Consider the following 23,347-nt stretch of genomic DNA (forward strand, 5'->3'; position numbering starts at 1 on the left):
GGGTCCTTCACCTCCGCAGAGCAGCACCCGTTCGTCACTGCCATGATCCGCGCGCTCGAGACCGGTCGACGCAAGGGTGGGCTGCGCACCGCGCCCGGCGGTCGCTACCTCACCGCCCTGCTCGACCGCCGCAACGCGCAGGCGCAGAACTACGTCGACGACCTGCTCGACGACCTCATCGCCGAACGCGAGCACACCACCGACCAGCACGACCTGCTCGGGATCATGCTCAACGTCGCACATCCCGAGACCGGAGAACGCCTGTCACCGTTGAACATCCGGCACCAGATCCTCACCTTCCTCGTCGCGGGACACGAAACCACTTCGGGTGCTTTGTCGTTCGCGTTGTACTACCTGTCGCAGCACCCCGAATTCCTGGAACAGGCGCAACGTGAAGCCGACGACGCACTCGGCGACGACCCTACGGCGATGCCGACTTTCGAGCAGGTGCCACGCCTGCGCTACATCCGGCGCGCGCTCGACGAGGCATTACGCATGTGGCCGACGGTGCCCGCATTCGCACGCAGCCCACGATCGACGACGATGCTCGGCGGACGGTATCGCATGACACCGGAAGACTGGGCGGTCATCATCCTCGCCCAGGTCCACCGCGATCCCGCGGTCTGGGACGATCCGGACTCCTACGATCCAGATCGCTTCCTCCCCGAGAACGTCAAGAAGCGTCCGGCGCACACCTACAAACCGTTCGGCAACGGCGTACGCGCCTGCATCGGAAGACAATTCGCGCTCCACGAGTCGGTGCTCGTCCTCGCGAGCCTGCTCCACCGATACGACGTCGCACCCGATCCCGACTATCACCTTCGTGTCGACGAGCGACTCACCATGGTGCCCAAGGACTTCTACGTCTCGCTGACACCGCGCAGGGTGCCCGCCCGGTTGTCGGAACAGCCTGTCGGCTGACGGCCGCTCACACCAGCGTCGCGAGCTCGCGGATCGTGGCGGCGTCGCGCGTGGTCACCATCAGCATCGTGACACCCGCCGACTCCCACTGCTTGATCTGCTCGCGCACCTCGTCGGCGGTACCGACGATCATCGTCTCGCGCACCATCTCGTCGGGCACCGCGGCCAACGCCTCCTCCTTACGACCCGCGAGGAACAGCCTGCCGATCTCATCGACCACGTCGCCGTAGCCCATTCTGCGGTACAGCTCGGCGTGAAAGTTCTTCTCCTTGGCGCCCATCCCGCCCACGTAGAGCGCGGTGGCGGGCCGATACGCGTCAACGGCGGCGGCGACGTCGTCGGTGATCACCACCTGCACGGTCGCCGCGACCTCGAAGTCGTCGCGTGTCCGACGTGCACCCGGACGCGCGAATCCCTCCGCGAGCCACGACTCGTACTGATCGGCGAGCGAGAGGCTGTAGAAGATCGCGAGCCAGCCGTCGGCGATCTCCGCGGTCTGTGCGACGTTCTTCGGCCCCTCCGCGCCCAACCAGATCGGTATGTCGGCGCGTAGCGGATGGGTGATCGGCTTGAGCGATTTGCCCAGCCCGGTCGCGCCGGGCGCGTCGGCCGGATACGGCAGCGGGTAGTGCGGTCCCGCGCTGCGGACTCGGTCGGCGCGCGACAGAACGTCACGCACGATCTGCACGTATTCCCTTGTGCGAGCGAGTGGTTTGCCGAACGGCTGCCCGTACCACCCTTCGACGACCTGAGGTCCCGACACCCCTAGCCCGATGATGTGTCTGCCGCCCGAGAGGTGGTCGAGGGTCAGCGCATGCATCGCGAGCGATGTGGGCGGTCGCGCCGACAACTGCGCAACTGCGGTCCCCAGCCGTATCCGCGACGTCGCCGCGCCCCACCAGGCCAGCGGGGTGTAGGCGTCCGACCCCCACGACTCCGCGGTGAACACGGCGTCGAATCCCGACTCCTCGGCCGCGGCGATGAGCTCCGGGGCGTCGACGATGGGGTCCGCTCCCCAATATCCCAGTTGCAGCGCAAGTTTCACGGTCTCGACCTCTCCACGTCGCCGCCGCGACGACAACCATCATCGCGGCCTTGTGTCTCAATACTAGAACGTGTTCTACTCGAAGTGTGAGCAGCATCGACACATCTCCGGCCGTGACGACCGCAAGTCCCGTCGCCGTGGTGCCCGATCCCGAGACCACCATCCTGACCGCTGAGCTGAGCAACACGTTCAGCTACACGCGTTCACTCGGACCGGTGTTGAGCCGGTTCGCATTCGGGCTACGCGACGGGCACATCGTCGGATCGCGGTCGGCCGACGGAACCGTGTCGGTACCGCCGATCGAATACGACGCCGCGACGGGCGCACCGATCACCGACATCGTCGACGTCGCCTCCGTCGGCACGGTCGTCACGTGGTCGTGGAATCCCGACCACATCGACGGCCAGCCGTTCGACGCACCGTTCGCATGGGCGCTGATCCGACTCGACGGCGCCGACACCGCGTTGCTGCACGCGGTCAAGGTCGACGGGCCGGCAGACATCGAAACAGGTATGCGGGTCCACGCGGTCTGGCGCGCGGCACGCAGCGGCCGCATCGACGACATCGCCTACTTCGCACCCGGCGACTCCGCTGAGCATGCCGAGCCGAACACCGCCGACAACCCCGACGACGAGAACGTCATCATCACCACCCCGATCACGACCAGCATCATTCACTCCGCGACCGAAGAGGAATCGCGCTATCTCGAAGGCCTCAAGGCGGGCAAGCTGATCGGGACGCGTATCGGCTCAGGAGTCGACGCCGGGCGCGTCTACTTCCCGCCACGCTCGGTGAGTCCCGCCGACGGTGCGCCTGCAGTCGAACACGTCGAACTTCCCGACACCGGGACCGTCACGACGTTCTGCATCGTCAACGTGCCGTTCCAGGGGCAGCGGATCAAGCCACCCTACGTGGCGGCGTACGTGCTGCTCGATGGCTCCGACATCCCATTCCTGCACCTCATCCTCGACGCTGCCGCCGACGAGGTCCGCATGGGCATGCGGGTGCAGGCGGTCTGGGTCCCCGACGACGAGCGCGAACTGTCGATGGGATCGATCAGCCACTTCCGGCCCACCGGCGAACCCGACGCCGAGTACGACACCTACCGCGAGTTCCTCTGACCCGCGATCCCCATCTCTAGGAGAAGCACGTGACCCTCCCCCGCATCGCGATCGTCGGGTTCGCCCACAGTCCCAACATCGTCGGCACACACGGCACCACCAACGGCGTCGAAATGCTGATCCCCTGCTTTGACAAGCTCTACGCCGAGCTCGGCATCTCCCGCACCGACATCGAGTTCTGGTGCAGCGGATCGTCGGATTATCTTGCCGGGCGTGCCTTCTCGTTCATCTCGGCGATCGACTCGATCGGCGCGATGCCGCCGATCAACGAGTCCCACGTCGAAATGGACGGCGCGTGGGCGCTGTACGAGGCGTGGGTGAAGATCGCGAGCGGCGAGGTCGACCTCGCCCTTGCCTACGGCTTCGGCAAATCCTCTGCGGGAGATAGCAATCGCACGCTGTCGATGCAGACCGACCCCTACACGGTTGCCCCACTCTGGCCGGGCGACCGCGCTCTCGCCGGACTGCAGGCCCGCGCGGGTCTCGACGCGGGTACGTGGACCGAAACCGACATGGCCGCAGTCGCAGCACGCACGACCGGGGCGTCGACCGACGACCTGCTCGCGACCGACTACGTCGCCAATCCCCTTCGCGCACACGACATAGCGCCGTTCACCGATGCCGCCGCAGCCGTCATCATCGCCAGTGAGCGCCGCGCCCGCGAGCTCGTCGCCAATCCCGCATTCGTCACCGGCTGGGACCACCGGATCGACAGCGCCAACTTCGGTGCACGAGATCTCACGGTCTCGCCGTCGACGACACTGGCCGCCGACACCGCATTCGGCGATCGCACCCGCGCCGTCGACGTCGCCGAGATCGCCGCCCCGTACACACACCAGGAGATCATCGTCCGCAACGCGCTCGGACTGCCCGCCTCGGTGCGGATCAATCCGTCCGGCGGCCTACTCACGGGCAATTCGTTGTTCAGCGGCGGCCTGCAGCGTATCGGCTACGCGGCGCACTCCATCCTCACCGGCGATGCGCAGACCGCGGTGGCGCACGCGACGAGCGGCCCTCTGCTGCAACAGAACATGGTGGTCACGCTGCAAGGTGACTCGAACAGCGGTGATTCGAAGAGCGGCGACTCGATTGTGGGAGACGACAACTGATGGCACACAACAACCGTGCGGCGGTCCTGGGCACCGGACAGACCAAGTACGTCGCCAAGCGGCACGACGTCACGATGGCAGGGATGTGCCGCGAGGCGATGGACGCAGCCCTCGCCGACGCAGGGGTGAGCATCGACGAGATCGACGCGATCGTCATCGGTAAGGCACCGGATCTTTTCGAGGGATCGATGATGCCCGAGCTGGCCATGGCCGACGCCCTTGGCGCCGTTGGCAAACGACTGATCCGCGTGCACACCGCGGGCTCCGTCGGCGGCTCGACGGCGAACGTCGCGGCGTCGTTGGTGTTCGCGGACGTCCACAAACGTGTGCTCGCGATCGCGTGGGAGAAGCAGTCCGAGTCAAATGCCATGTGGGCGTTGTCGCTTCCGGTTCCGTTCACCAAGCCGGTCGGCGCGGGAGCGGGCGGCTTCTTCGCCCCGCACGTGCGCTCGTACATCCGGCAGTCGGGCGCGCCAGAGCACATCGGCGCGATGGTCGCCACCAAGGATCGACGCAACGGCGCGCGAAACCCGTTGGCCCACCTACATCAACCCGACATCACCGTCGAAAGTGTGATGGCTTCGCAGATGCTCTGGGACCCGATCCGCTACGACGAGACATGCCCGTCCTCCGACGGCGCGTGCGCGGTCGTCATCGGCGACGAGCAGGTCGCCGACGCCGCGGCTGCCGACGGCCGTCCGGTCGCGTGGGTGCACGCCACCGCGATGCGCACCGAACCGCTGTTCTTCGCGCACCGCAACACCGTCAACCCCCAGGCGAGCCGCGACGCCGCAGCAGCACTGTGGAAGTCCGCGGGCATCGACAATCCGATCGACGAAGTCGACGTCGCCGAAGTCTACGTCCCGTTCTCGTGGTTCGAGCCCATGTGGCTCGAGAGCCTCGGCTTCGCCCCCGAGGGCGAGGGCTGGAAGCTCACCGAGGCCGGCGAGACCGAGATCGGCGGCCGCATCCCGTTCAACCCGTCGGGCGGCGTGCTGTCGTCGAACCCGATCGGGGCGTCGGGCATGATCCGCTTCGCCGAGGCCGCGATCCAGGTGATGGGCAAGGCGGGCGACCACCAGGTGGCCGACGCCCGCAAGGCCCTCGGCCACGCCTACGGCGGCGGGGCGCAGTACTACTCGATGTGGCTCGTCGGCGCCGACAAGCCGTCGAACTAGTCGGGCCGCACGCCCGCTGGCGCGCAACTAGCCAGCGCCCGACTGGCCCACACCCCCGGCCCGCAGCTACCTCATCTGTGCACAGCTACCTTCTGCACCGCCCAAGGTAGCTGCACATAGATCAGGTGGCTGTGCCGAGAGCTGCACAGACGGTGGCTCAGAGCCGGCCCTCACGCCGCGCGCCGCCCGAGCATGCCCAGCACCCGACGCGCGAGCACCGCAGGCTCGTCGACGTCGCGCCAGCCCCACCGCAGCAGGGCGTGCCCGGTCTCGACGATCGCGTCGCCGCGCGACTTCTCCCCGAGTAGTGCACGTCGCGTCTCGTCGGCATCGTCGCCGTACTTCTTGTTGCCGTCAGCCTCGCCGCACAGCCGCGCATCGCGCCAGTACAGATCGACGCGCGCGAGGAAGTTCCCGTGCGCGTCATAGATGTTCACCTATAACTCGGGCTCAGGGACGCCTGCGTCGACCAGTTCGACGCGGCTACGCGTCTCGAGCACCGACTCACACTTGCGGTCGCACCGGCCGATCGCGCGAATCGCCGCGGCACGGCCACGCATCCCCGTGAGCAGGTCCAGCTCATTCTGCAGATCGTCGACGGTGCACAGTCCGGCGTGGAGCGCGGCGTCTCCCACTGCGATCGCTGGTATTCGCGCTCCGGTGCGCGCGATGTCGACCACAGTACGAGCAGGCGACACCACCAGCACACCGTCGACCTCGACGACGGCTGGCGGTCGGGTGTCGGTGATCAACCGCGTGCGCGACGTGGTGCGCGTGCCCGGCGTGCGCCCGCTGTCTGCGATCGACACCCGCGAGGTGTCCAACCCCCAGACCGGTAAGCCGAGCACCGCGGCGGCCGACGAAAGCGCAAGCGCCCGAGTATGTTTGGCGGCCCGCACCTCCGGCGTGCGGGCGTCCCGTCGTATCGCGGCGAGCGCTCGCTGCCGGTGCCGCTCTTCTGGAGTGTCTTCGGCCAGCAGATCCCGGGGAATCACTACTCCCGGCGCCAGCGACACGAGAGTGCCGACGTCGAGCGCCCGTCGTATCTCACGATCGACGAAGCCCGCCGCGAGGAGCTCGGCGCGGTTGACCGCGCCCGTGACGCCGTGGAAGTAGACCATGCACGTTGTGACGCGCGCAGCGTCGAATCGGTTCCATGAAAAATCCGCACCTCATCTGTCACGCCCCACCTTCAGCAGTGCCGAAGGTGAAGCGCCACAGACGAGGTGCGGATTTCGACGTCAGGACAAAGAGCGCAAGAGTCAGGCCGGCCGGACCGAGTTGATCGTCTTCTCGACCTCCCAGAACGCGCGCAGCGCCGACAGCTTGCCCTCGTCGTCGGCCCGGTAGGTGAACACGCCGTGCGCCTCCGACACGTGGCCCGCGATGTGGGTCACGATCTTCCCGACGTACGCGACCTCGTTGCCGCAGATGATCTCGTCGTCGAAGACGAAGTCGATACTCTCGGTTGTCGCGATCGACAGATCCCAGAACTGCGAGATGCGCTCTCGCCCTTGGAATCCGACCCCTCGTTCATCGAACATCGACGGCCCAACCGGGTCCTCGACCTTCGCGTCGGCCGCGAAATTGTCGAGCCAGGCCTCCTTGTCACGAGCCGCGACCGCCTCCCGCGATCGCCGACCCGCCACCACTGCGGGATTGTTCTCCCTATCGATGCCCAGATATGCGGGTTGACTCGAATCCTGTTGGGTTGCACTGGTCATCGGTCACCGAGTCCCGTAGTCGACCTGGAGTTCCTTCACGCCGTTGATCCAACCGTGCCGGAGTCGACGCGGCTCGTCCAGCCGCGAGATGTCGGGCACGAGGTCGGCGATTGCATTGAACATCAGGTTGATCTCCATGCGTGCGAGGTTCGCGCCGACGCAGAAGTGCGCTCCGTTGCCGCCGAATCCGACGTGCGGGTTGGGGTCGCGCAGGATGTTGAAGGAGAACGGATCGTCGAACACGTCCTCGTCGTAATTGGCTGAGCCGTAGAACAATCCGACGCGCTGCCCCTGCTTGATGTCGACGCCGCCGACCTGCGTGTCGCGCTTGGCGGTGCGCTGGAAGCAGTTCACCGGCGTCGCCCAGCGCACGATCTCGTCGACCGCCGTTGCGGGGCGTTCCTTCTTGAACAACTCCCACTGGTCGGGATGCTCCAGGAAGGCATTCATGCCGTGGCTGATCGCGTTGCGCGTGGTCTCGTTGCCCGCGACGGTGAGCAGGATGAAGAAGAATCCGAACTCGGCCTCGTCGAGGTGCTGACCGTCGATGTCGGCGTTGACCAGCGTGCTGACAATGTCGTCGACAGGACACTTACGACGCTCCTCCGCCATGTTGTAGCCATAGCCGAGGATCTCTGCCGACGCCATCTGCGGATCGACGCCTGCGAACTCGGGGTCGTCGTAGTTCATCATGCCGTTCGACCAGTCAAACAGCTTCTTGCGATCCGACTCCGGGACGCCGAGCAGATCGGCGATCGCCAGCAGCGGGAGGTCGACGGCGACGTCGTGGACGAAGTCCCCGGTTCCCCGGCCGGCAGCTTGGCGCACGATGGTGCGCGCGGCGTCGTCGAGCTTCTCTTCGAGCGCCTGCACGGCACGAGGCGTGAACGCCTTCGAGATCACCTTGCGCAGGCGGGTGTGCTCCGGCGGGTCGTGGTTGATCAGCAGCGCCTTGGTGACGTCGAGCTGGTCTTGAGGCATCTCGTCGTCGAACCGCATGATGACGCCGTTGGTCGACGTCGCCCAGTCCTCGTTGTTCTTCGAGATCTCGCGGACATGCGCGTGCTTCGAGACGACCCAGTAGCCGCCGTCGTGGAATCCGCCGCCCTTACCCGGGAGCTGGGCATTCCACCAGACCGGAGCGGTCTTGCGCAGGGCCGCGAACTCGGCGACCGGAATACCCTTTTCGAGCAGGTCGGGACTGGTGAAGTCCCACCCCTCCTGGTGCATGAACGGGCATGATGCTGGTGAGGATGACGTCTGGTCGGCCCCCACGCCGTCGGTCTGGATCACGTGAAATACCACCCTGTTCTCAGTGTTCTGCAACCGAGACGTGAACGTGTTCACGTCTCACTGGCGCTCACTGTACACACAGTATCGCACCAAAACAGGAACTCGTTCTACTTTTTCTTCGTCACAATGGACAGAAACAGGAACATGTTCTACTTTCATGCCAGAGCAGTGTTCTGCGCAGGAGAACAGCAGGTCCGCGCCAGAGCAGTCGGTCTGTGCACAGAAGCCTGCACAGAGAACGAAAGGTGACGGACATGGGTGTGCCGGTAATCGTCGAAGCAGTGCGAACCCCCATCGGCAAGCGCGCGGGCTGGCTCTCCGGTCTACACGCCGAAGAACTACTCGGCCTCACGCAGCGCGGGTTGATCGAGAAGGCAGGTATCGACGCATCGCTGATCGAGCAGGCCATCGGCGGATGTGTCACACAGGCGGGAGCGCAGGCCGGCAACATCACACGCAAGGCGTGGCTGTCGGCGGGACTTCCCGAGCAGACCGGCGCGACGACCATCGACTGCCAGTGCGGCTCGGCGCAACAGGCAAACAACCTGATCGCCGGGCTGATCGCCTCGGACGTGATCGACGTCGGCATCGCCTGTGGCGTCGAGCTCATGACGCATACACCCCTCGGGTCCAACGTCGGAGTCGACGCCGGTCCGTACCACGCGGAATCCTGGAACGTCGAGATGCCCAACCAGTTCGAGGCGGCGGAGCGTATCGCGGCACGCCGCGGGATCACCCGCACCGACGTCGACGAACTCGGGGTGCGAAGCCAGCAACGTGCGCGTCAGGCATGGGATGAGCACCGGTTCGACCGAGAGGTGTTGAGCCTCAAAGCACCTGAGCGCACCAAAGAGGGCGTGGTGACCGGCAACATCATCGACGTCACACGCGACCAAGGACTTCGCGACACCACGCCCGAATCGCTCGCGGCACTCAAGCCGGTCATCGACGGCGGTATCCACACCGCTGGCACGTCGTCCCAGATCTCCGACGGCGCTGCGGCCGTCCTGCTGATGGACGAGACCAGAGCACGCGAGCTCGGACTCCGACCGCGAGCGCGACTGCGGGCGGCCGCCCTCGTCGGTTCCGAGCCGTACTACCACCTCGACGGCCCGGTCCAAGCCACCGAGCGAGTGTTGGCCAAAGCGGGAATGTCGTTGTCCGACATCGACATTGTCGAGATCAATGAGGCCTTCGCCTCGGTTGTCCTCAGTTGGGCCCAGGTGCACGGCGCCGACATGGACAAGGTGAACGTCAACGGCGGCGCGATCGCCCTCGGGCACCCGGTCGGCAGCACGGGTTCGCGGTTGCTCACCACCGCTCTCCACGAACTCGAACGCCGCGACGCGCAGACCGCTCTGATCACCATGTGCGCGGGCGGCGCACTGGCAACCGGCACCATCCTCGAGCGCATCTGAGAGTCACGGGAGCGCGCATAAGGCTGAAAACCGTCCGGCACAACTCGATTCACCGATCGTGGCGAAAGCGATCAAACTCGGCTCGCGTCTCAACACCGCACTGTACAAACGCAGCGGAGGTCGGCTCGGCCGCACCTGGCGGGTCGGCGCGGCGATGCGCAATCCCGTCGACGTATGTCTGCTGACCACGGTCGGCCGCAAGTCCGGCCAACCACGCACTGTGCCGCTGCTCTATCTGCGCGACGGCGACACGATCGTCGTCGTCGCCTCGCAGGGCGGATTGCCGTCGAACCCGGCGTGGTACCTCAACCTGCGCAGCAACCCCGACGTGTCGATCCAGATCGGTTCGCAGACGGGCGAATACACGGCACGGACGGCGAACGAACAGGAGCGCAACCAACTCTGGCCCCGCCTGGTGGAGCTGTACGCCGACTTCGATACCTATAAGGCGTGGACCGATCGCACCATCCCGGTGGTGATCTGCACACCACGCTGAGTCACCTGCGATCACCCGACACGTCCGCGTGCGCGGGCAATGCGCGAATCGCCGCACCCGCCCATGCGTCGAGAAATGCACGACGCTGCGCGCCCGACCGCTCCGTGCCGTGGTCGATCATCATGGACTGCAGTGTGCGCAACACGATTTCGACGATGACGTCCATCTCGGCCGGGCCGTACCCGAGAGCAGCCCAGTCGACGTCCATACGCTCGACCATCGAGCGCGCGAATCCCTGACCGGCCTCCGACGTCACTCCCTCCACAGCGAACAGACTCACATTGTCCGCTCTGAACAGCAGGCCGACATAGCGGTCGTCTGGCAGTTCCTGGAGTACCACGTCGATTCCCTCGACGACAGCGACGTCGGGCTCACGAATACCGCTGACACGTATCGCGATTCGCTCGAGAAACGCGCCGACGGCGTCGAACGCGGTTGCCCGGAGTAGCGCCTCGGTACTGGGGAAGTATCGATACACGGTCTGACGAGTGACTCCGAGAGTGCGCGCGACGTCGCTGATCGTCGTCGCCACACCGTGTTCGTCGATCGCTGACCGCGCGGCCGCAAGAATGCGCGCCGTGGCCTCGGCGTCGTCGACCGGGACGCTTCCGGCCCAGCCGTGCGTACGCATGTCTCGCGACCACCTTCCGGCACCGCTTTCCCAGTACCTATGTCCCGGCACCCACTTCCCAGTACCGACCTCTACCAGCGCAGACCGTATCACGGGAAAACGACCATACACATGTAATCCGACTGTATGGTGAAGCCATGACAGCCATCACCACCGATGCGGCGTGCCCATTCGGCAAGGGTTTCGATTTCACCGATCCCGATGTGCTCGAATCCGGCTTACCGATGACCGAATTCGCTCACCTGCGCCGGACTGCGCCCGTCTGGTGGAACGAACAGCCACTCGGCACCTCCGGTTTCACCGACGGCGGCTACTGGGTGATCTCGCGACACAGAGACGTGCGCGAGATCTCGAAGAACAACCAGGTGTGGTCGACGAACGCCAACGGCGCCATCATCCGACTCCCCGACTACGTCACCCCCGACCAGATCGAGTTCACCAAGGCGCTACTCGTCAACCACGATCCGCCGGAGCACACTCGTCTGCGCAAGATCGTGTCGCGACTCTTCACACCGAAGGCTGTTGGGTCACTGGAGGAGAATCTCGCAACGTCGGCACGCCAGATCGTCGAATCCGCCGCAGCCAAGGAGTCGGGAAACTTCGTCGACGACGTGGCCATCCACCTTCCCCTGCAGGCGATTCTGGATCTCATCGGTGTCCCGACAGCCGACCGTCCACGTATTCACGAGCTCGTCGACGCGATCATCAACAGCGACGATCCCGACAACACGATCGACCCCGCGATGGCCAACGCTGAACTGCTCGGCTACGCCTATTCGATGGCCGAGGAGCGTCGGCGCAACCCCACCGACGACATCGTCACCACGCTGATAGAAGCAGACATCGACGGAGAGTCGTTGTCCGACATCGAGTTCGGGTTCTTCGTCATCCTGCTGATCACCGCGGGAAATGAGACGACGCGCAACGCGACCAGCCACGGCATGAATGCCTTCATGTCCCATCCCGCGCAGTGGGAGTTGTTCAAGTCGCAGCGCCCGAAAACCACGATCGACGAGGTGCTGCGCTGGTCGACTCCGGTCAACGCCTTCCAGCGGACGGCCAAGGTGGACACCAGCATCGAGGGCGTCGACATCGCCGCGGGACAACGGGTCGGAATCTTCTACGGTTCGGCAAATTACGACGAGGACGTCTTCGACGACCCGTTCACGTTCAACATCCTCCGAGATCCCAACCCGCATCTCGCGTTCGGCGGCAACGGCGCCCACTTCTGCATCGGTGCCAACCTCGCGCGCCTCGAACTCTCCCTGATCCTCAACGCTGTCGCAGACGTACTTCCCGACATCGAGCGGATCGGCGAGCTGCGTCGTGTGCGATCAGGCTGGCTCAACGGCGTCAAAGACCTGCCCGTTCGCTACGGCGCGGCCGGGGGCTGCCCGGTCGCGCACTGAGCAGTCCCTGCGTCTCTGGATTGCCCACTACCCCGACGTCGCTTTACTCACATCACATTCACGTGCAGGACAGCCACCGGCCCGGTTGAATGGCAGCATGGCGAACGAAAGCACTGAGTTGGCAGACCCGCGAGTTGCTGTCGTGGTCCCCGCCTACAACGAGGTCGGCTACATCGACGACACGATCCGGGCGTTGCAGCAGCAGACTTTTCGCGATACCGCCGCCCACGATGCTGGTGCGCCATTCCGCATCATCGTGGTGGACAACAACAGTACCGACGGGACAGGCGATCTCGTTCGCGAGCTCGCATCCCACTCGGATGTCCCCATCGATGTGCTCACCGAAACCGAGAAGGGCACCGGCAGCGCCGCAGACTCGGGCTTTCGTCATGCCATCGACGGCGGAGCCCAGTTCATCGCTCGCACCGACGCCGATACACTCCCCGCGCCGGACTGGCTGACACAGATCGTCGCCCCACTGCTTGATGGCAAAAGCCTTGTGGGAGGCCGGGTGCGGGCCCGCAGCTCCGATGGAGCCCGTGCCATTGCGTTCAACCTGATCGGCACGACGTGGCGTCTCGGACACTTCATCACCTGGTTGCGCACACGATCTCAACCGGCGCACCTACGAAAGAGTTTCCTGGTCGTCGGCAACAATCTCGCTGTCTCCGCTGACACCTACTGTGCGGCAGGCGGATTCCCGCGAACGAAGATCGACGATGTCGACGAGGACGCTGTGTTACAGCAGCGTGTCACCGAGTACGCAGGTGCAGACTCCGTAGCGCTCGCACCACATGCCGTCGTCTACACATCCCTTCGACGACTGCAGGCCTACGGAACTCGGGGTTATCTCGATTGGTATCACTCCAAGAACGCAGGCGACGGCGACGCGCCCACTGATGTTCGCTGATCAACGAGGCGCTCGCTGATCTCCCTGACCGCAGCACCGGTGAACTCCAGGACGTCGTCGACCACGGACTCCGCCGCAGCTGTAGCGGGGTAACGAACTCGTGCATGAATACCGTCGTCGTCGCGCCACAGCCACCACTGCACGTTGTCGGTCGCGTGGTCTCCCGACAACTGTTGCACTGCAACATTGTTCGAGGGCCGACGTTGACGGGTGTAATCGACGTACGAAACCATGAAGACATCACCGCGCGTACTACGCAATCTGCTGCCGAATGCCTGATAGACCGCCGTCAGTCCGACGCTCGCGAGCGGTATGGCTTCGGAAAGTCGATCTGCGTTGAGCGGCAACAGTTCGACGACATCCCCCTCACCGTGAACACGCAGCGGGATGTTGGACACCACCCAGGCAACGATCGACTCGGATGTCTGAAGTCCCGCAGGCACGATCATCGCGGTGTCGGCCGGACCACCCGCCAGACGAATCGCGCGTCCGATGCACGTCAACAGCGCCGAAAACGTTCTCGCGCCACGCGTGTGTACAGCCGAGCTGAAGTGCTGCGCCTCAGACCTACCGAGGAGCGTGCTCACCCGTGTTCTCATCGGCGCTCGTCGACCCGGTTCCAGACCCAGGTCGAGGGGGAAAGCTGGTATCTCCCAGTCGGACTCGTCGAGGAAGCGGAACCAACCGGCAAGTCGCGGATCGTCGGGAGCCACCTCGCCGCCGAACAGGTGCGCGCGCACGGCGGCCAACCCCGAGCCGGCACTCGACAATGGACGGCCGGCAATCACGTCGGAGATGTCCGCCGCGAGCACCGTCAACGATCGGGCGTCGACATAGACGTGATCGAACGCGCAGATCACCGTGGTGGTATCGGGACGGAGCACCGCAGCAAAGAAGTGTGACAGCGGCTCGGTTGGGTTGCACGCCATAGCGATTCGTGCGAGGACCAGCTCCGTCATACCCGCGTCTGACAGGCCCTTCGGAGCCTGCGAGTCGACGCTGACGCCGATCGACGACAAGGGGACCTCACGCCGACTGAGGTCATCGCCATCTGCGGAAACATAGGTCCGCAGTACGTCGTGGCGGGACAGCAACACCTCGGGGAGCCGTTCCAGCAGCCCGCGATCAACCGCATAGGGAAAGTCGAGGACCAGGGTCAGCGAACCGGGATGTCCCGCTCGATGCGAATCGACGTGAAATCGCTCGTTCTCCGACAGCCCGGTATCGGAAGGCAGACCATCTCCGATGAGATCGGCACGAAAGACGACGAGTTGGCCTGATCTCAATGAATAGTCTTGTATACCAGCTAGTTTCATTGCCGCACCCGGGTACCCGCGATCGCGGTGACCGCGGACTCCGCAGATTCCAGGAGCGCCCTGAGCTGCGCAGCAACCGTGTCGAGATAGCGCTCGATGTGTGCGCGCGCAACATCATTGTCGGGAATCTGAGATTCGACGACCAGCCCGTCGACCATCCGACTCAGCCACAGGTTGGAGTTCTTGGTTTTGCCGATCCCGGGAAAGCCCACAGTTGTGCCGACAGTGGGGTCGTCGATTCCCGGAAGCCGACGGTGATCGATGTAGGTCACCATCTGAGGAGAACCGGCCATCTGTGGAAGCTCGCCTGACCGCGCAAGCACCTGCAGAACCGCACCGATCGGAGCCGCGGCAGCGCCCTTAGCTCGCTTCACCGCGACGGATGCCGTGCGCGCCAGTTCAATCGGGTCAGCTCCGGGATCAACGTCGAAGTAAACCGGCGCGAAGTTGCACGCCCAGCCCTGGGTGAACTCGAACTCGACCCCGCGGGTTGCCAGCGCGGTCGTCGTGAAGAATCGCTTCTCCCCTGTGCATATGTACTGCGCAGATGCCAACGCGGAGAAGAGACATCCAGCGATGGTGACCCAGCTCGACGAGGCACTGACGACGTCGAGCGCATCGGCTTCGTCCGCCGTGAGCAGATCACGGCGGCAGCGCACAGCAGGCACGGGAGCGTCGTCGTCGAGTCCGAGTGAAACCGGTGACGCGGGAAGAGATCCCTTGATGGACAGAGCTTCTCGCCACGCCTTGACGCCGATGTCATCGGCGCGCACACGCGCAGCACGACGATGCTCGTCGGCCACGTAGTTGCCGAACGATGCCACCTCGGTCAACGTCGCCGACGTTCCCGAGGTCTCCGCCCGATACAGTGCGTTGATCTCATCCATCGCCAGCCATAACGAATAGCCGTCGCCGTGAACGTGATCGGCGCCGAGGTAGAACGTGAACCCGCCGTCGCCGTCGCCGTCGAACGCTCCGAAGTGCATCGACTGCGGGGAATCGAACGCGGTCGCAACGGAGATGCGATTCGCGAGGTAGTCGCCCGCATCCTCGGCGTCGACTTTCCGATCCCGGCCGAGCGGCCACTGCGCCGCCATCTCGACGTGGGTCTGCGGTATGACGTGCCTTTCGACACCCACCTCGCCCAGTGTGTAGAAACTCCGCAGTTCGTCGTGCCGTTGCACGAAGGCTGTCAGCGCTGCGGCCATCGCCACCGGGTCCAGTGTGGTGTCGAATCTGGCGACAGCGCCCACGACGGAACGCTGCTCGTCGCCGCGGGCACGCGCCGCGGTCGAAGTGACGACGTGCTCGGTCTGCAGAAACGTTGCACCACCGGTCACACGCGCGGCCTGCAACGCCGCATCAGGTGAACACAACGACCACTCGACAGGGGTACCGCCAGGAAACTGCTTACGCAGCAGTGGTTCTGGCGTCGCAGGTGCGCCGAATACCACCGTCATGCTGTGATGTCCGCCGATGCTCGCGACGCCATCTCAGGCGCAAACATGTAGCCGTGGTCACCAGTGCCGACGATCGTGCGCAGAACCTCAGCGAACACGGAGATGAAAGCTTCGACCTCGCGCCTGCGCTCCCCTGACGGATAACGCGTCGAGATGTTGATCCCATCGGGAATTCGGTTGATCCACAGATACACCTCGTCGACGTCCCGGGTGGCACTGCGCAACACTCGCGCGTTTCGACGCTCCCACTCCGCAGCTCCCTGCGCCCGCCGCAGATCGATGTAGGACACGACGAATCCCGGGGGCGTCACGTCGCCTCCGATCAGATCAGCGATCGGGGCGAACGGTGCGGTACCCACGTCCTTGTACCGCGAGACCGACTCGGCAACGTGCGGAAGCGCCTGAGAGAAGGTCTGCGCACCAGCTGGATCAACATGCACCGGAACGAGACCGACGAACCACCCGACGGCCTCGCCCCACTCGGGTCCCGTGCGAGTGTGGACGGGGCTGATGAATCGCACTTCACCGGTCCCGGCGAGCGCCGCGCTCGTGATCGACATCGCTGTGTAGATGCCCGACGCCACCGAGCCACCCGCAGCCTTGCAGATGTCGTTGAATCGAGCGGCTTCGGCCCTGTCGAGAAGGTCCTGCGAAAGGCTCACCTGCATACCGGAATCCGGCTCGCGGGGAGGTGCTACCGCGCCAACGCCGCCGGTCGCGCAACGCGGGAAGCGCGGCATCGCATCTGGCTGGACGGACGTGGGTGAGTCGTTGAAGAACTGCCGCCAGGCGACGACGGCCGAGTTGTTCGCATCGATCTGTCCCCCCAGATGCCGCTCCGCATCACTGAAGTCCAGGTAGCTGCCGTACTCGGCGAGCCCATGATGCTCACCGTTGATCTCCGCGCGATAGAGGGCGCTGAGCTCATTGATCGCGAAAACCTGTGTGTAGGCGTCCATCACGGTGTGGTCGGCGCCGAAGACGACGAGGAAGCTGTCGTCACGGTCATCGGGTTCCAGAGTCACGACGACGCAGTGCGGCCAACTCAACGGGTTGACGGTGGTGTCGAAGTAGTCCTGGATCGTCTGGCGGGCCGAGTCGGGCGACGTCACCACACCCATCGAGAGCCCGGAGACTGCGACAGCCTCCGGCGCGACGGTCGTCCGGACCAGATCGTCCTCAGGAGTCCCACCGAGCTGGACCGCGGAACGAAGCGCCTCGTGGCGGGCGAACCACTGCCTGATGGTCGCGGCGAAAGCATCGCGGTCGAACGGCTCCTCGATGGTGAAGGCCGTTCCGATCCAGTGCCCGTGCCATTCGTCACCGAGTTCCGCAGCGCGGCGCGCATGCTCGAGATGCATGTACGAAAGTCGACGAGAATCCGAACGCCATTGGGCCGGGTCGGTGGTCGCTTCCCACGCAGTGATCGCGCCCGTGGGAACCTCATAGTCGGCGAGCTCTGTGTATTCCATCGGCATCCTTTTCAGTCACCTGCGCACGGGTACACGTGAATACCTCGGGTATCGAGGAGGTTTGCAGAGATTGTTTACAGAATGGAATTCAGCTGTTCATTCCACGTTCCAAAGTGGGCCAGCTCTCACGCTGTTGGTCTCGCCAGTAAGGCCATGCGTGAGTTCCAGGATCAACGTATCGAATTGTCGCCCCAATATGTTGCGCCGTCAATCTGGACTGCAATTGTTGGGTGCACCAGAGGGCCCCCGTTTCGATTGCTCCGCCAATGACCTGCCGATCGACAGGGTCCGAATTGTCCGGATATCCGGGCTGATCATATGTGCCCGACCGCCCTGTTCCAGTGGATATGTAGAGCGTGGTGCCGCGAAGGTTGTGTGCGAGCGACAGTACGTCGTGGGCCGCCCAACCCGGGCTACCCGGGGGTCCCCACATGTTATTTGCGTCACCTCCGAAAGCTGCGACGATCGCCCGCGGATACGTCTCGCCAGCAAGGCCGGCGGTGCTGTAGCAACCGCTGTAGGCACCCACCGCCTTGTAGAAACCCGGGTTCCTCGCGGCGAGCACCAATCCCGCTCCCGCACCCATCGAGATCCCCGCGATCCCCCGCCGCCCGTTGCCGTCGAACGCGGCGTCGATAAGGGGCGGCAGCTCCTTCACCAGGAAGGTTTCCCACTGGTAGCGGCCAAGTTTCGGGTCGTCGCGCTGCCAATCGGTGTAGAAGCTTCCGTTGCCTGCCAGCGGCATGACAACGTTCACGTTCTTGTCCGCATAGAAGTTCCGGGCGTCGGTCTTGCGGAGCCACATGCTGTTGGCCGGATCCTCTTCACCGAGACCGCTCAGCAGGTAGAGCGAAGGCCTGGTTCCCGAGGGGTGACGAGGCGTGATCACCTGCACCTTGATCGTCTTACGCATGGCGGGCGAGTAGACGTACACCGCCGTCACGCCCTGCCCCTCGTCGACCGTCCGCTGTATCGTCGGACGCACGGGCTCGGCCTGCGAAACGCCGACTCCCAACAGCGCCGTTGAAATCACAGCGACCAGAACTGACACGGCACATCGCCACGCAAAGCGCGGTCTGCGGTTTCCAGCTATGACGTTTACCTCCAGATCGCGAGAGTGAGTCGCCAAAGAGTAGCGACTGCGCATTGGCCTCGCACGCGGACGGTGTGACACTAGCGTGTGCTGGTCGACAGTTTAAGACGATAGAGACATATGCCACTCCATGCGGATTGTCAGGAATCTCGCAGAATTGAACTCGCCTCGACACTTTACCGACAAGCAAATAGCCTGTTGAAGACCTGCCAAACGATCCGACGACGATGGAGGGCACTCGATGGTGATGTTACCGGCGATTGCAATCGAGGCCGAATCGCTCGGTAAGAAATTCGGAACTGTGAATGCAGTTTCAGACATTTCCTTATCGATACCGACGGGATCGGTGTGCGGATTGTTGGGCGCGAACGGCGCGGGCAAGACCACGACCGTGCGTATGCTCGCGACACTCATCCGGCCAGACTCCGGCTCGGCCCGCATCTTCGGTCGCGACGTCGTGAGACAGGCAACCGCCGTACGTTCGATGATCGCGTTGACAGGCCAGTACGCCTCACTCGACGAGGATCTGACCGCAGAGCAAAACCTCGAGTTGTTCGCGACCTTGCGCGGATTCGACCGACGAGCGGCTCGTTCTCGTGCACACGAGTTGATCGAACAGTTCGGACTGGGTTACGCGGCATCGCGCCCCGTGTCAGGCTTCTCCGGCGGCATGCGACGACGACTCGACATCGCCACCTCACTGATCTCGGCTCCGCCGCTTCTCTTCCTCGACGAACCGACGACAGGTCTCGATCCCACCACCCGCACTCAGATGTGGGCTGTCGTACGCGATCTGGTGGACAACGGTACGACAGTGCTACTCACCACTCAGTACCTCGACGAGGCCGATAAACTCTCCGACTCAATCGTCCTGATCGACGGTGGGCGGGTAGTGGCGGAGGGTACGGCCAAGTCACTCAAGGAACGTATCGGCACTCGAACGCTGCACCTTCACCTCGAAGACAGATCCAGAATGCGGGAAGCCGCAGCGATCGTGGGTGCGACGCTGTCGGCAGATGTCGTTCAGATTCCTGCCGAGGGCGCACTCTCGGTGATCACCTCTGCGCCGGGGCGGGCAGCACACGCTGTGTCCCAGTTGGAATCCGCCGGCATCGAGGTCGCCGAATTCTCGTTCCAGCGACCAACACTGGACGACGTCTTCTTCGCCATGACAACGGGGGAGTCGACTCGGGCATGAGCAGCACCATGGATCACACGGGATCCGGCGTAGCCGACCCCGCAGCCGAGGCGACGGGCAATGAGGTGACGGGCACTGAGCCGACGGACACTGGCGCCTCCAGCGGAATCGACTGGCCGATCACTCCTGTCGACAGAGTTCCCTTCAGCCAGGGGCTGCGTCAGACCTTCGCATTGGCTCGTCGCGGACTTCTCCGGATGAAGCACTCCCCGCAGCAACTGTTCGACGTGATCATCGTGCCCATCGTCTTCACAGTGATGTTCGCGAACATCTTCGGCGGAGCCGTTGCGGGTGGCGTCGACAACTACCTCGTCCTGCTTGTACCCGGTGTTCTGGTTTCCGTGGCGGTCACCACATCGGTGGTCACCGGAACCCAGTTGCGTGAAGACATCGACAGCGGAGTGTTCGACCGACTGATCTCGATGCCCATCGCACGCATCGCACCACTCGCAGGGTTGCTGACAGCAGACACCGTGCGATATGTCATCGCGAGCGTGATGTCTCTCGTCGTCGGCATCTGCATGGGCTACCGGCCCGAAAGCGTGATCGGCGTCATCGCGGGCGTCACACTTGTCGTCTACGCCGCGTTCTCGCTGAGCTGGATCTTCGCGCTGCTGGGCGTTCTGCTCCGCAAAGTGTCAGCAATACAAGGGATCTCGATGCTGGTACTGATGCCGATGACGTTCACGTCCAATGCGTTCGTGCCAACCACGACGATGCCCGGATGGCTGCAGGCGATCGCCGACGTCAATCCGGTCTCGCACCTCATCTCCGCGTTTCGTGGGCTGGCGAATGAGGGACAGATCACCAGCGATGTCGGGTGGACGCTCGTGGGCACGACTGCGATCCTGATCGTCTTTGTCCCACTGACGTTGCGCGCCTATCTCACTCGGTCATGACGATCACTTCGGCACGCACGAACGGGTCGATGCACTCGGCCCTGCCGGTTGAGCGCCTGACCACCGACGACGATCTCTTCGTACGGATGGAACACGCCCTGGGGCTCGGCGTCGTGAATCAGTGCGTGTGGCAGCTTCCCACCCGCCTCGACGCAGAAGCGTTCGCCCGATTGGGCGAGCGACTCTGCGCAGGTCGCGCATCGAGACTCGTCGCGCGGCGCCCACCACCGATTCGTGACGCGTGGCGGTATACGCCGACCGCCGGCTCCGTCGAGTTCTTCACAGACACGGTGAGCGCCGACGACGTCGCCGCGTGGATCGACACTCAGGCACGGTTTGCGCTGGACAGCGTGTCGGGCCCCTCCTGGCGACTGAGCGCGGCTCACTCCGACGGCATTGGTACGTACGTCTCGTTCACGGCGGCTCACGCGATCGGCGATGGCGCGACGCTGATCACAGCGATCACGGAGGCGTTGTCCGACAACACCTATGACACCGATGTCGAGATGCCGGACCTCGCGTCCGACCTGTCCGATGGAGTCAAGACCGCAGCACGCGCGGCCCACGCGGCAGCGTCGAGTGTCGTCGCGTCACTGCGGACCGCGTTACCGCGAGGCTCTGCGCACACTCAACCGGCACGCGTACCTCCTCAGACCACTGTGACGACCACAGCAGGCCCGACCAGTACGGGAGCGACCACCGGAACCGAGCCAGGTCTACCTCCCTCGGTGATCGTGACGGTGGATCGCGAGCACGCATCGAAGATTGCGGCCGAACGCAATGGCACGCCGAACTCCCTGTTCGTCGGAGTGATGATCGGGCTCCTGGAGAAAGCAGGCATTGCATCGTCGGGAGACATTGTCCCGGTGTCGATTCCAGTATCACGGCACCGCGATGATGATCGACGCGCCAATGCCACGACGGGCGTCACCGCCCACATTCGTCTCGATGTCAACCGCTACATCGACCTCAGCGAGATTCGCGACGCGTGCAAGGCCGCCTACCGTACGCTCGACGCCCAGCCCGGTCCCATCGCCGCGATGTCCACCGTTGCACAGGCTTTGGGCGATGGAGCCGTGCGCCGACTCGCTGGTGGAATGTCGACTCCCTTATGCGTCGCCTCTAACGTCGGGCGGGTAGATCCTTTGTTTGCGTCACTTGGTACCGGAGGTCTCGGAGTCACCGCGATGCGCGCCGTCACCACGGATACCGCCGGATTGGCCGGACACGCCGGCGGTATCAGCGGATGGCTGTGCAGTGGAGATGAGGTGCTCACGCTGGCGGTGAGCTCGCTGAACCCCGCCATGATCAACGATCGAAGCTCTCTCCGCGCATTGGTCGCCGCCGAGTTCGCGTCCTGGAACATTTCTGAAAAGGATTGGGGATCATGCGAATAGCGTTCGTCATGCACGGCAGTCGAGGCGACGTCCAGCCAGCGGTCGCGCTCGGAGCCGAACTCCGCCGACGCGGACACAGCGTCGAATTGGCTGTTCCCGACGACCTGGTCGCCGGGGCATCACGTTCTGGACTGCCGACGCGAAGCCTGTGTCCGTCAACGTCGGAATTGCTCGCGAGCTCGCTCGTGAAGCGAGACCTCAAGTCGTGGAACCCGTATAAGCGGTTGACCGCACTCCGCGAAGTCGGATCATACGGATCGGCCATGTCGGAGAGGGTCATGGGTGAACTCGCCGATGTGGCAGACATACTCGTCAGCGGACCAATGGCGCAAGAACGGGCTGCGACGGTCGCCGAGAGCCGAGACATCTCTTTCGTGCCGCTGCACTACTGCCCGATACGTCCCAACCATCAACTGTCGCCGCTGTATCGCCCGCTGCCCGCGGCGATCAGCGCAGCCGCGTGGCGCGCGGCCGACTACCTCGTCTCACTCACGCAGCGCCCGAACGACCGCGCACTGCGCCGTCGTCTGGGTCTCCCGTCGGCCTCGGGAACCATCGGCGCGAGGCTCCGGCGGCGGGGAACACCGGAGATCCAGGCGTACGACGCCGAGTTGTTCCCGCTCCTCGAGCGCGAGTGGGGAGAACAGCGCCCGTTCACGGGCTTCCTCCTGCCGGATAGCCTGACCCGAGCAAAACTCAACGGACACAACGACAATAGTCAGATCACCCGCATTCTCGAGTGGATTCGATCGGGACCTGCCCCCGTCTATGTCGGCTTCGGGAGTATGCAGATCCCACCCGAGCGGGTCTCTTCGATCGTCGAGGCAATCTTGTCGCTACGCCTTCGTGTGGTCGCCCAGACACGACATGCCCTGCCAGAGCGCGATGGCCTTCTGCACCTCACCGAGTCCGTCGACCACGAGATCCTCTTTCCTGAGTGCCGAGCAGCCGTCCATCACGGCGGAGCCGGTACCACCGCCGCCGCTCTCCGAGCCGGAATCCCATCGGTTGTCGGTTGGCTCAGCGCCGACCAACCACTCTGGGCCGCCGCACTTCGCGACCACGGAGCCGGGACCGGCGCTCCGCTGTCACGACTGTCGGACACCGACCTCGAACTACTTACCGCCGACGAGCCGTATCACGCGGCCAAGGCGTTGGCGGGCCACATCGTAGATCCGGGAGAGGCTGTCGACGCCGCATGCGACGAGATCCTGGAGGCGGCCGCGGGCCCGACCTGATGGCCCGTGCCCCCTGATC

The 23,347-nt window shown here is 64.4% G+C and carries 22 protein-coding genes; 12 read left to right on the forward strand and 10 right to left on the reverse strand.

Annotation, left to right across the window (positions count from 1 at the left end; translation table 11 throughout):
* Positions 1–921, forward strand: a 921-nt coding sequence (locus GOSPT_RS16165) for a cytochrome P450 (RefSeq protein ID WP_005207490.1), incomplete at its 5' end; no start/stop codon positions are given.
* Positions 922–928: 7 nt separating this feature from the next.
* On the opposite strand, the gene GOSPT_RS16170 is transcribed toward GOSPT_RS16165, so the two are convergent.
* Positions 929–1,966 carry an LLM class F420-dependent oxidoreductase gene (locus tag GOSPT_RS16170; protein WP_005207491.1) on the reverse strand — a complete coding sequence of 346 codons (1,038 nt, stop codon included), beginning with the start codon at positions 1,964–1,966 and terminating at the stop codon, positions 929–931.
* Between the two features lie 140 nt (positions 1,967–2,106).
* Here GOSPT_RS16170 and GOSPT_RS16175 point away from each other — a divergent pair, with 140 nt between their 5' ends.
* The 3 genes from GOSPT_RS16175 to GOSPT_RS16185 are packed head-to-tail and all read left to right on the forward strand — an operon-like array spanning position 2,107 to position 5,374.
* Positions 2,107–3,087 carry a Zn-ribbon domain-containing OB-fold protein gene (locus GOSPT_RS16175; protein WP_051993984.1) on the forward strand — a complete coding sequence of 327 codons (981 nt, stop codon included), beginning with the start codon at positions 2,107–2,109 and terminating at the stop codon, positions 3,085–3,087.
* 29 nt (positions 3,088–3,116) lie between these two features.
* Positions 3,117–4,196, forward strand: coding sequence for a thiolase family protein (locus GOSPT_RS16180; protein WP_005207493.1), 1,080 nt, complete (start codon positions 3,117–3,119; stop codon positions 4,194–4,196).
* Positions 4,196–5,374, forward strand: coding sequence for a thiolase family protein (locus tag GOSPT_RS16185; RefSeq protein ID WP_005207494.1), 1,179 nt, complete (start codon positions 4,196–4,198; stop codon positions 5,372–5,374). The genes GOSPT_RS16180 and GOSPT_RS16185 overlap by 1 nt, the downstream gene beginning before the upstream one ends.
* Positions 5,375–5,544: 170 nt before the next feature.
* Here the strand turns inward: GOSPT_RS16185 and GOSPT_RS24375 are convergent, their stop codons facing one another.
* From GOSPT_RS24375 to GOSPT_RS16200, 4 genes are all read right to left on the reverse strand, one after another.
* On the reverse strand, positions 5,545–5,811 hold the full coding sequence (locus tag GOSPT_RS24375; RefSeq protein ID WP_005207495.1) for a hypothetical protein: 267 nt from the start codon (positions 5,809–5,811) through the stop codon (positions 5,545–5,547).
* On the reverse strand, positions 5,812–6,495 hold the full coding sequence (locus GOSPT_RS16190) for a type IV toxin-antitoxin system AbiEi family antitoxin (RefSeq protein ID WP_005207496.1): 684 nt from the start codon (positions 6,493–6,495) through the stop codon (positions 5,812–5,814). It abuts the gene before it with no gap.
* Between the two features lie 141 nt (positions 6,496–6,636).
* A complete protein-coding gene (locus GOSPT_RS16195) occupies positions 6,637–7,098 on the reverse strand; it encodes a nuclear transport factor 2 family protein (RefSeq protein WP_005207497.1) in 462 nt (153 codons plus the stop codon).
* Between the two features lie 3 nt (positions 7,099–7,101).
* Complete coding sequence (locus GOSPT_RS16200) at positions 7,102–8,391, reverse strand: cytochrome P450 (RefSeq protein ID WP_083837491.1); 1,290 nt, start codon at positions 8,389–8,391, stop codon at positions 7,102–7,104.
* A gap of 254 nt (positions 8,392–8,645) precedes the next feature.
* Here GOSPT_RS16200 and GOSPT_RS16205 point away from each other — a divergent pair, with 254 nt between their 5' ends.
* Entirely contained in the window at positions 8,646–9,809 is a 1,164-nt protein-coding gene (locus tag GOSPT_RS16205) for a steroid 3-ketoacyl-CoA thiolase (RefSeq protein ID WP_005207499.1), read from the forward strand.
* Between the two features lie 58 nt (positions 9,810–9,867).
* Positions 9,868–10,305: a nitroreductase family deazaflavin-dependent oxidoreductase gene (locus tag GOSPT_RS16210; RefSeq protein WP_005207500.1), complete on the forward strand. Its 438-nt coding sequence runs from the start codon at positions 9,868–9,870 to the stop codon at positions 10,303–10,305.
* 1 nt (position 10,306) lies between these two features.
* Here GOSPT_RS16210 and GOSPT_RS16215 read toward each other — a convergent pair whose 3' ends face one another.
* Complete coding sequence (locus GOSPT_RS16215; protein WP_005207501.1) at positions 10,307–10,936, reverse strand: TetR/AcrR family transcriptional regulator; 630 nt, start codon at positions 10,934–10,936, stop codon at positions 10,307–10,309.
* A gap of 137 nt (positions 10,937–11,073) precedes the next feature.
* On the opposite strand from GOSPT_RS16215, the gene GOSPT_RS16220 reads away from it, so the two are divergent.
* Positions 11,074–12,345 (forward strand): cytochrome P450, encoded by a 1,272-nt coding sequence (locus tag GOSPT_RS16220; RefSeq protein WP_005207502.1) that lies wholly within the window; start codon positions 11,074–11,076, stop codon positions 12,343–12,345.
* 97 nt (positions 12,346–12,442) lie between these two features.
* Positions 12,443–13,255, forward strand: coding sequence for a glycosyltransferase family 2 protein (locus GOSPT_RS16225; protein ID WP_005207503.1), 813 nt, complete (start codon positions 12,443–12,445; stop codon positions 13,253–13,255).
* On the opposite strand, the gene GOSPT_RS16230 is transcribed toward GOSPT_RS16225, so the two are convergent.
* The 4 genes from GOSPT_RS16230 to GOSPT_RS16245 form a co-directional block, all read right to left on the reverse strand.
* Positions 13,207–14,541, reverse strand: a complete 1,335-nt coding sequence (locus GOSPT_RS16230; RefSeq protein ID WP_231894546.1) for a condensation domain-containing protein — start codon at positions 14,539–14,541, stop codon at positions 13,207–13,209. The genes GOSPT_RS16225 and GOSPT_RS16230 overlap by 49 nt on opposite strands.
* A 26-nt stretch (positions 14,542–14,567) precedes the next feature.
* Positions 14,568–16,031: a condensation domain-containing protein gene (locus GOSPT_RS16235; protein WP_005207506.1), complete on the reverse strand. Its 1,464-nt coding sequence runs from the start codon at positions 16,029–16,031 to the stop codon at positions 14,568–14,570.
* Positions 16,028–17,503 (reverse strand): condensation domain-containing protein, encoded by a 1,476-nt coding sequence (locus tag GOSPT_RS16240; protein ID WP_051993974.1) that lies wholly within the window; start codon positions 17,501–17,503, stop codon positions 16,028–16,030. Before GOSPT_RS16240 ends, GOSPT_RS16235 begins: the two co-directional genes overlap by 4 nt.
* Positions 17,504–17,591: 88 nt before the next feature.
* Positions 17,592–18,554, reverse strand: coding sequence for an alpha/beta hydrolase (locus GOSPT_RS16245; protein ID WP_005207508.1), 963 nt, complete (start codon positions 18,552–18,554; stop codon positions 17,592–17,594).
* 283 nt (positions 18,555–18,837) lie between these two features.
* Between GOSPT_RS16245 and GOSPT_RS16250 the strand changes: the two genes are divergently transcribed.
* From GOSPT_RS16250 to GOSPT_RS16265, 4 genes are read left to right on the forward strand one after another with little or no spacing between them, the layout of a single operon-like run.
* On the forward strand, positions 18,838–19,794 hold the full coding sequence (locus GOSPT_RS16250) for a daunorubicin/doxorubicin resistance ABC transporter ATP-binding protein DrrA (RefSeq protein WP_005207509.1): 957 nt from the start codon (positions 18,838–18,840) through the stop codon (positions 19,792–19,794).
* On the forward strand, positions 19,791–20,693 hold the full coding sequence (locus GOSPT_RS16255; RefSeq protein WP_005207510.1) for an ABC transporter permease: 903 nt from the start codon (positions 19,791–19,793) through the stop codon (positions 20,691–20,693). The genes GOSPT_RS16250 and GOSPT_RS16255 overlap by 4 nt, the downstream gene beginning before the upstream one ends.
* Positions 20,690–22,090, forward strand: coding sequence for a hypothetical protein (locus tag GOSPT_RS16260; RefSeq protein ID WP_051993977.1), 1,401 nt, complete (start codon positions 20,690–20,692; stop codon positions 22,088–22,090). The genes GOSPT_RS16255 and GOSPT_RS16260 overlap by 4 nt, the downstream gene beginning before the upstream one ends.
* Positions 22,081–23,328 carry a glycosyltransferase gene (locus GOSPT_RS16265; protein WP_005207512.1) on the forward strand — a complete coding sequence of 416 codons (1,248 nt, stop codon included), beginning with the start codon at positions 22,081–22,083 and terminating at the stop codon, positions 23,326–23,328. The genes GOSPT_RS16260 and GOSPT_RS16265 overlap by 10 nt, the downstream gene beginning before the upstream one ends.
* Positions 23,329–23,347 lie beyond the last annotated feature (19 nt).

The sequence above is a fragment of the Gordonia sputi NBRC 100414 genome, assembly GCF_000248055.1.
GTDB lineage: Bacteria > Actinomycetota > Actinomycetes > Mycobacteriales > Mycobacteriaceae > Gordonia > Gordonia sputi.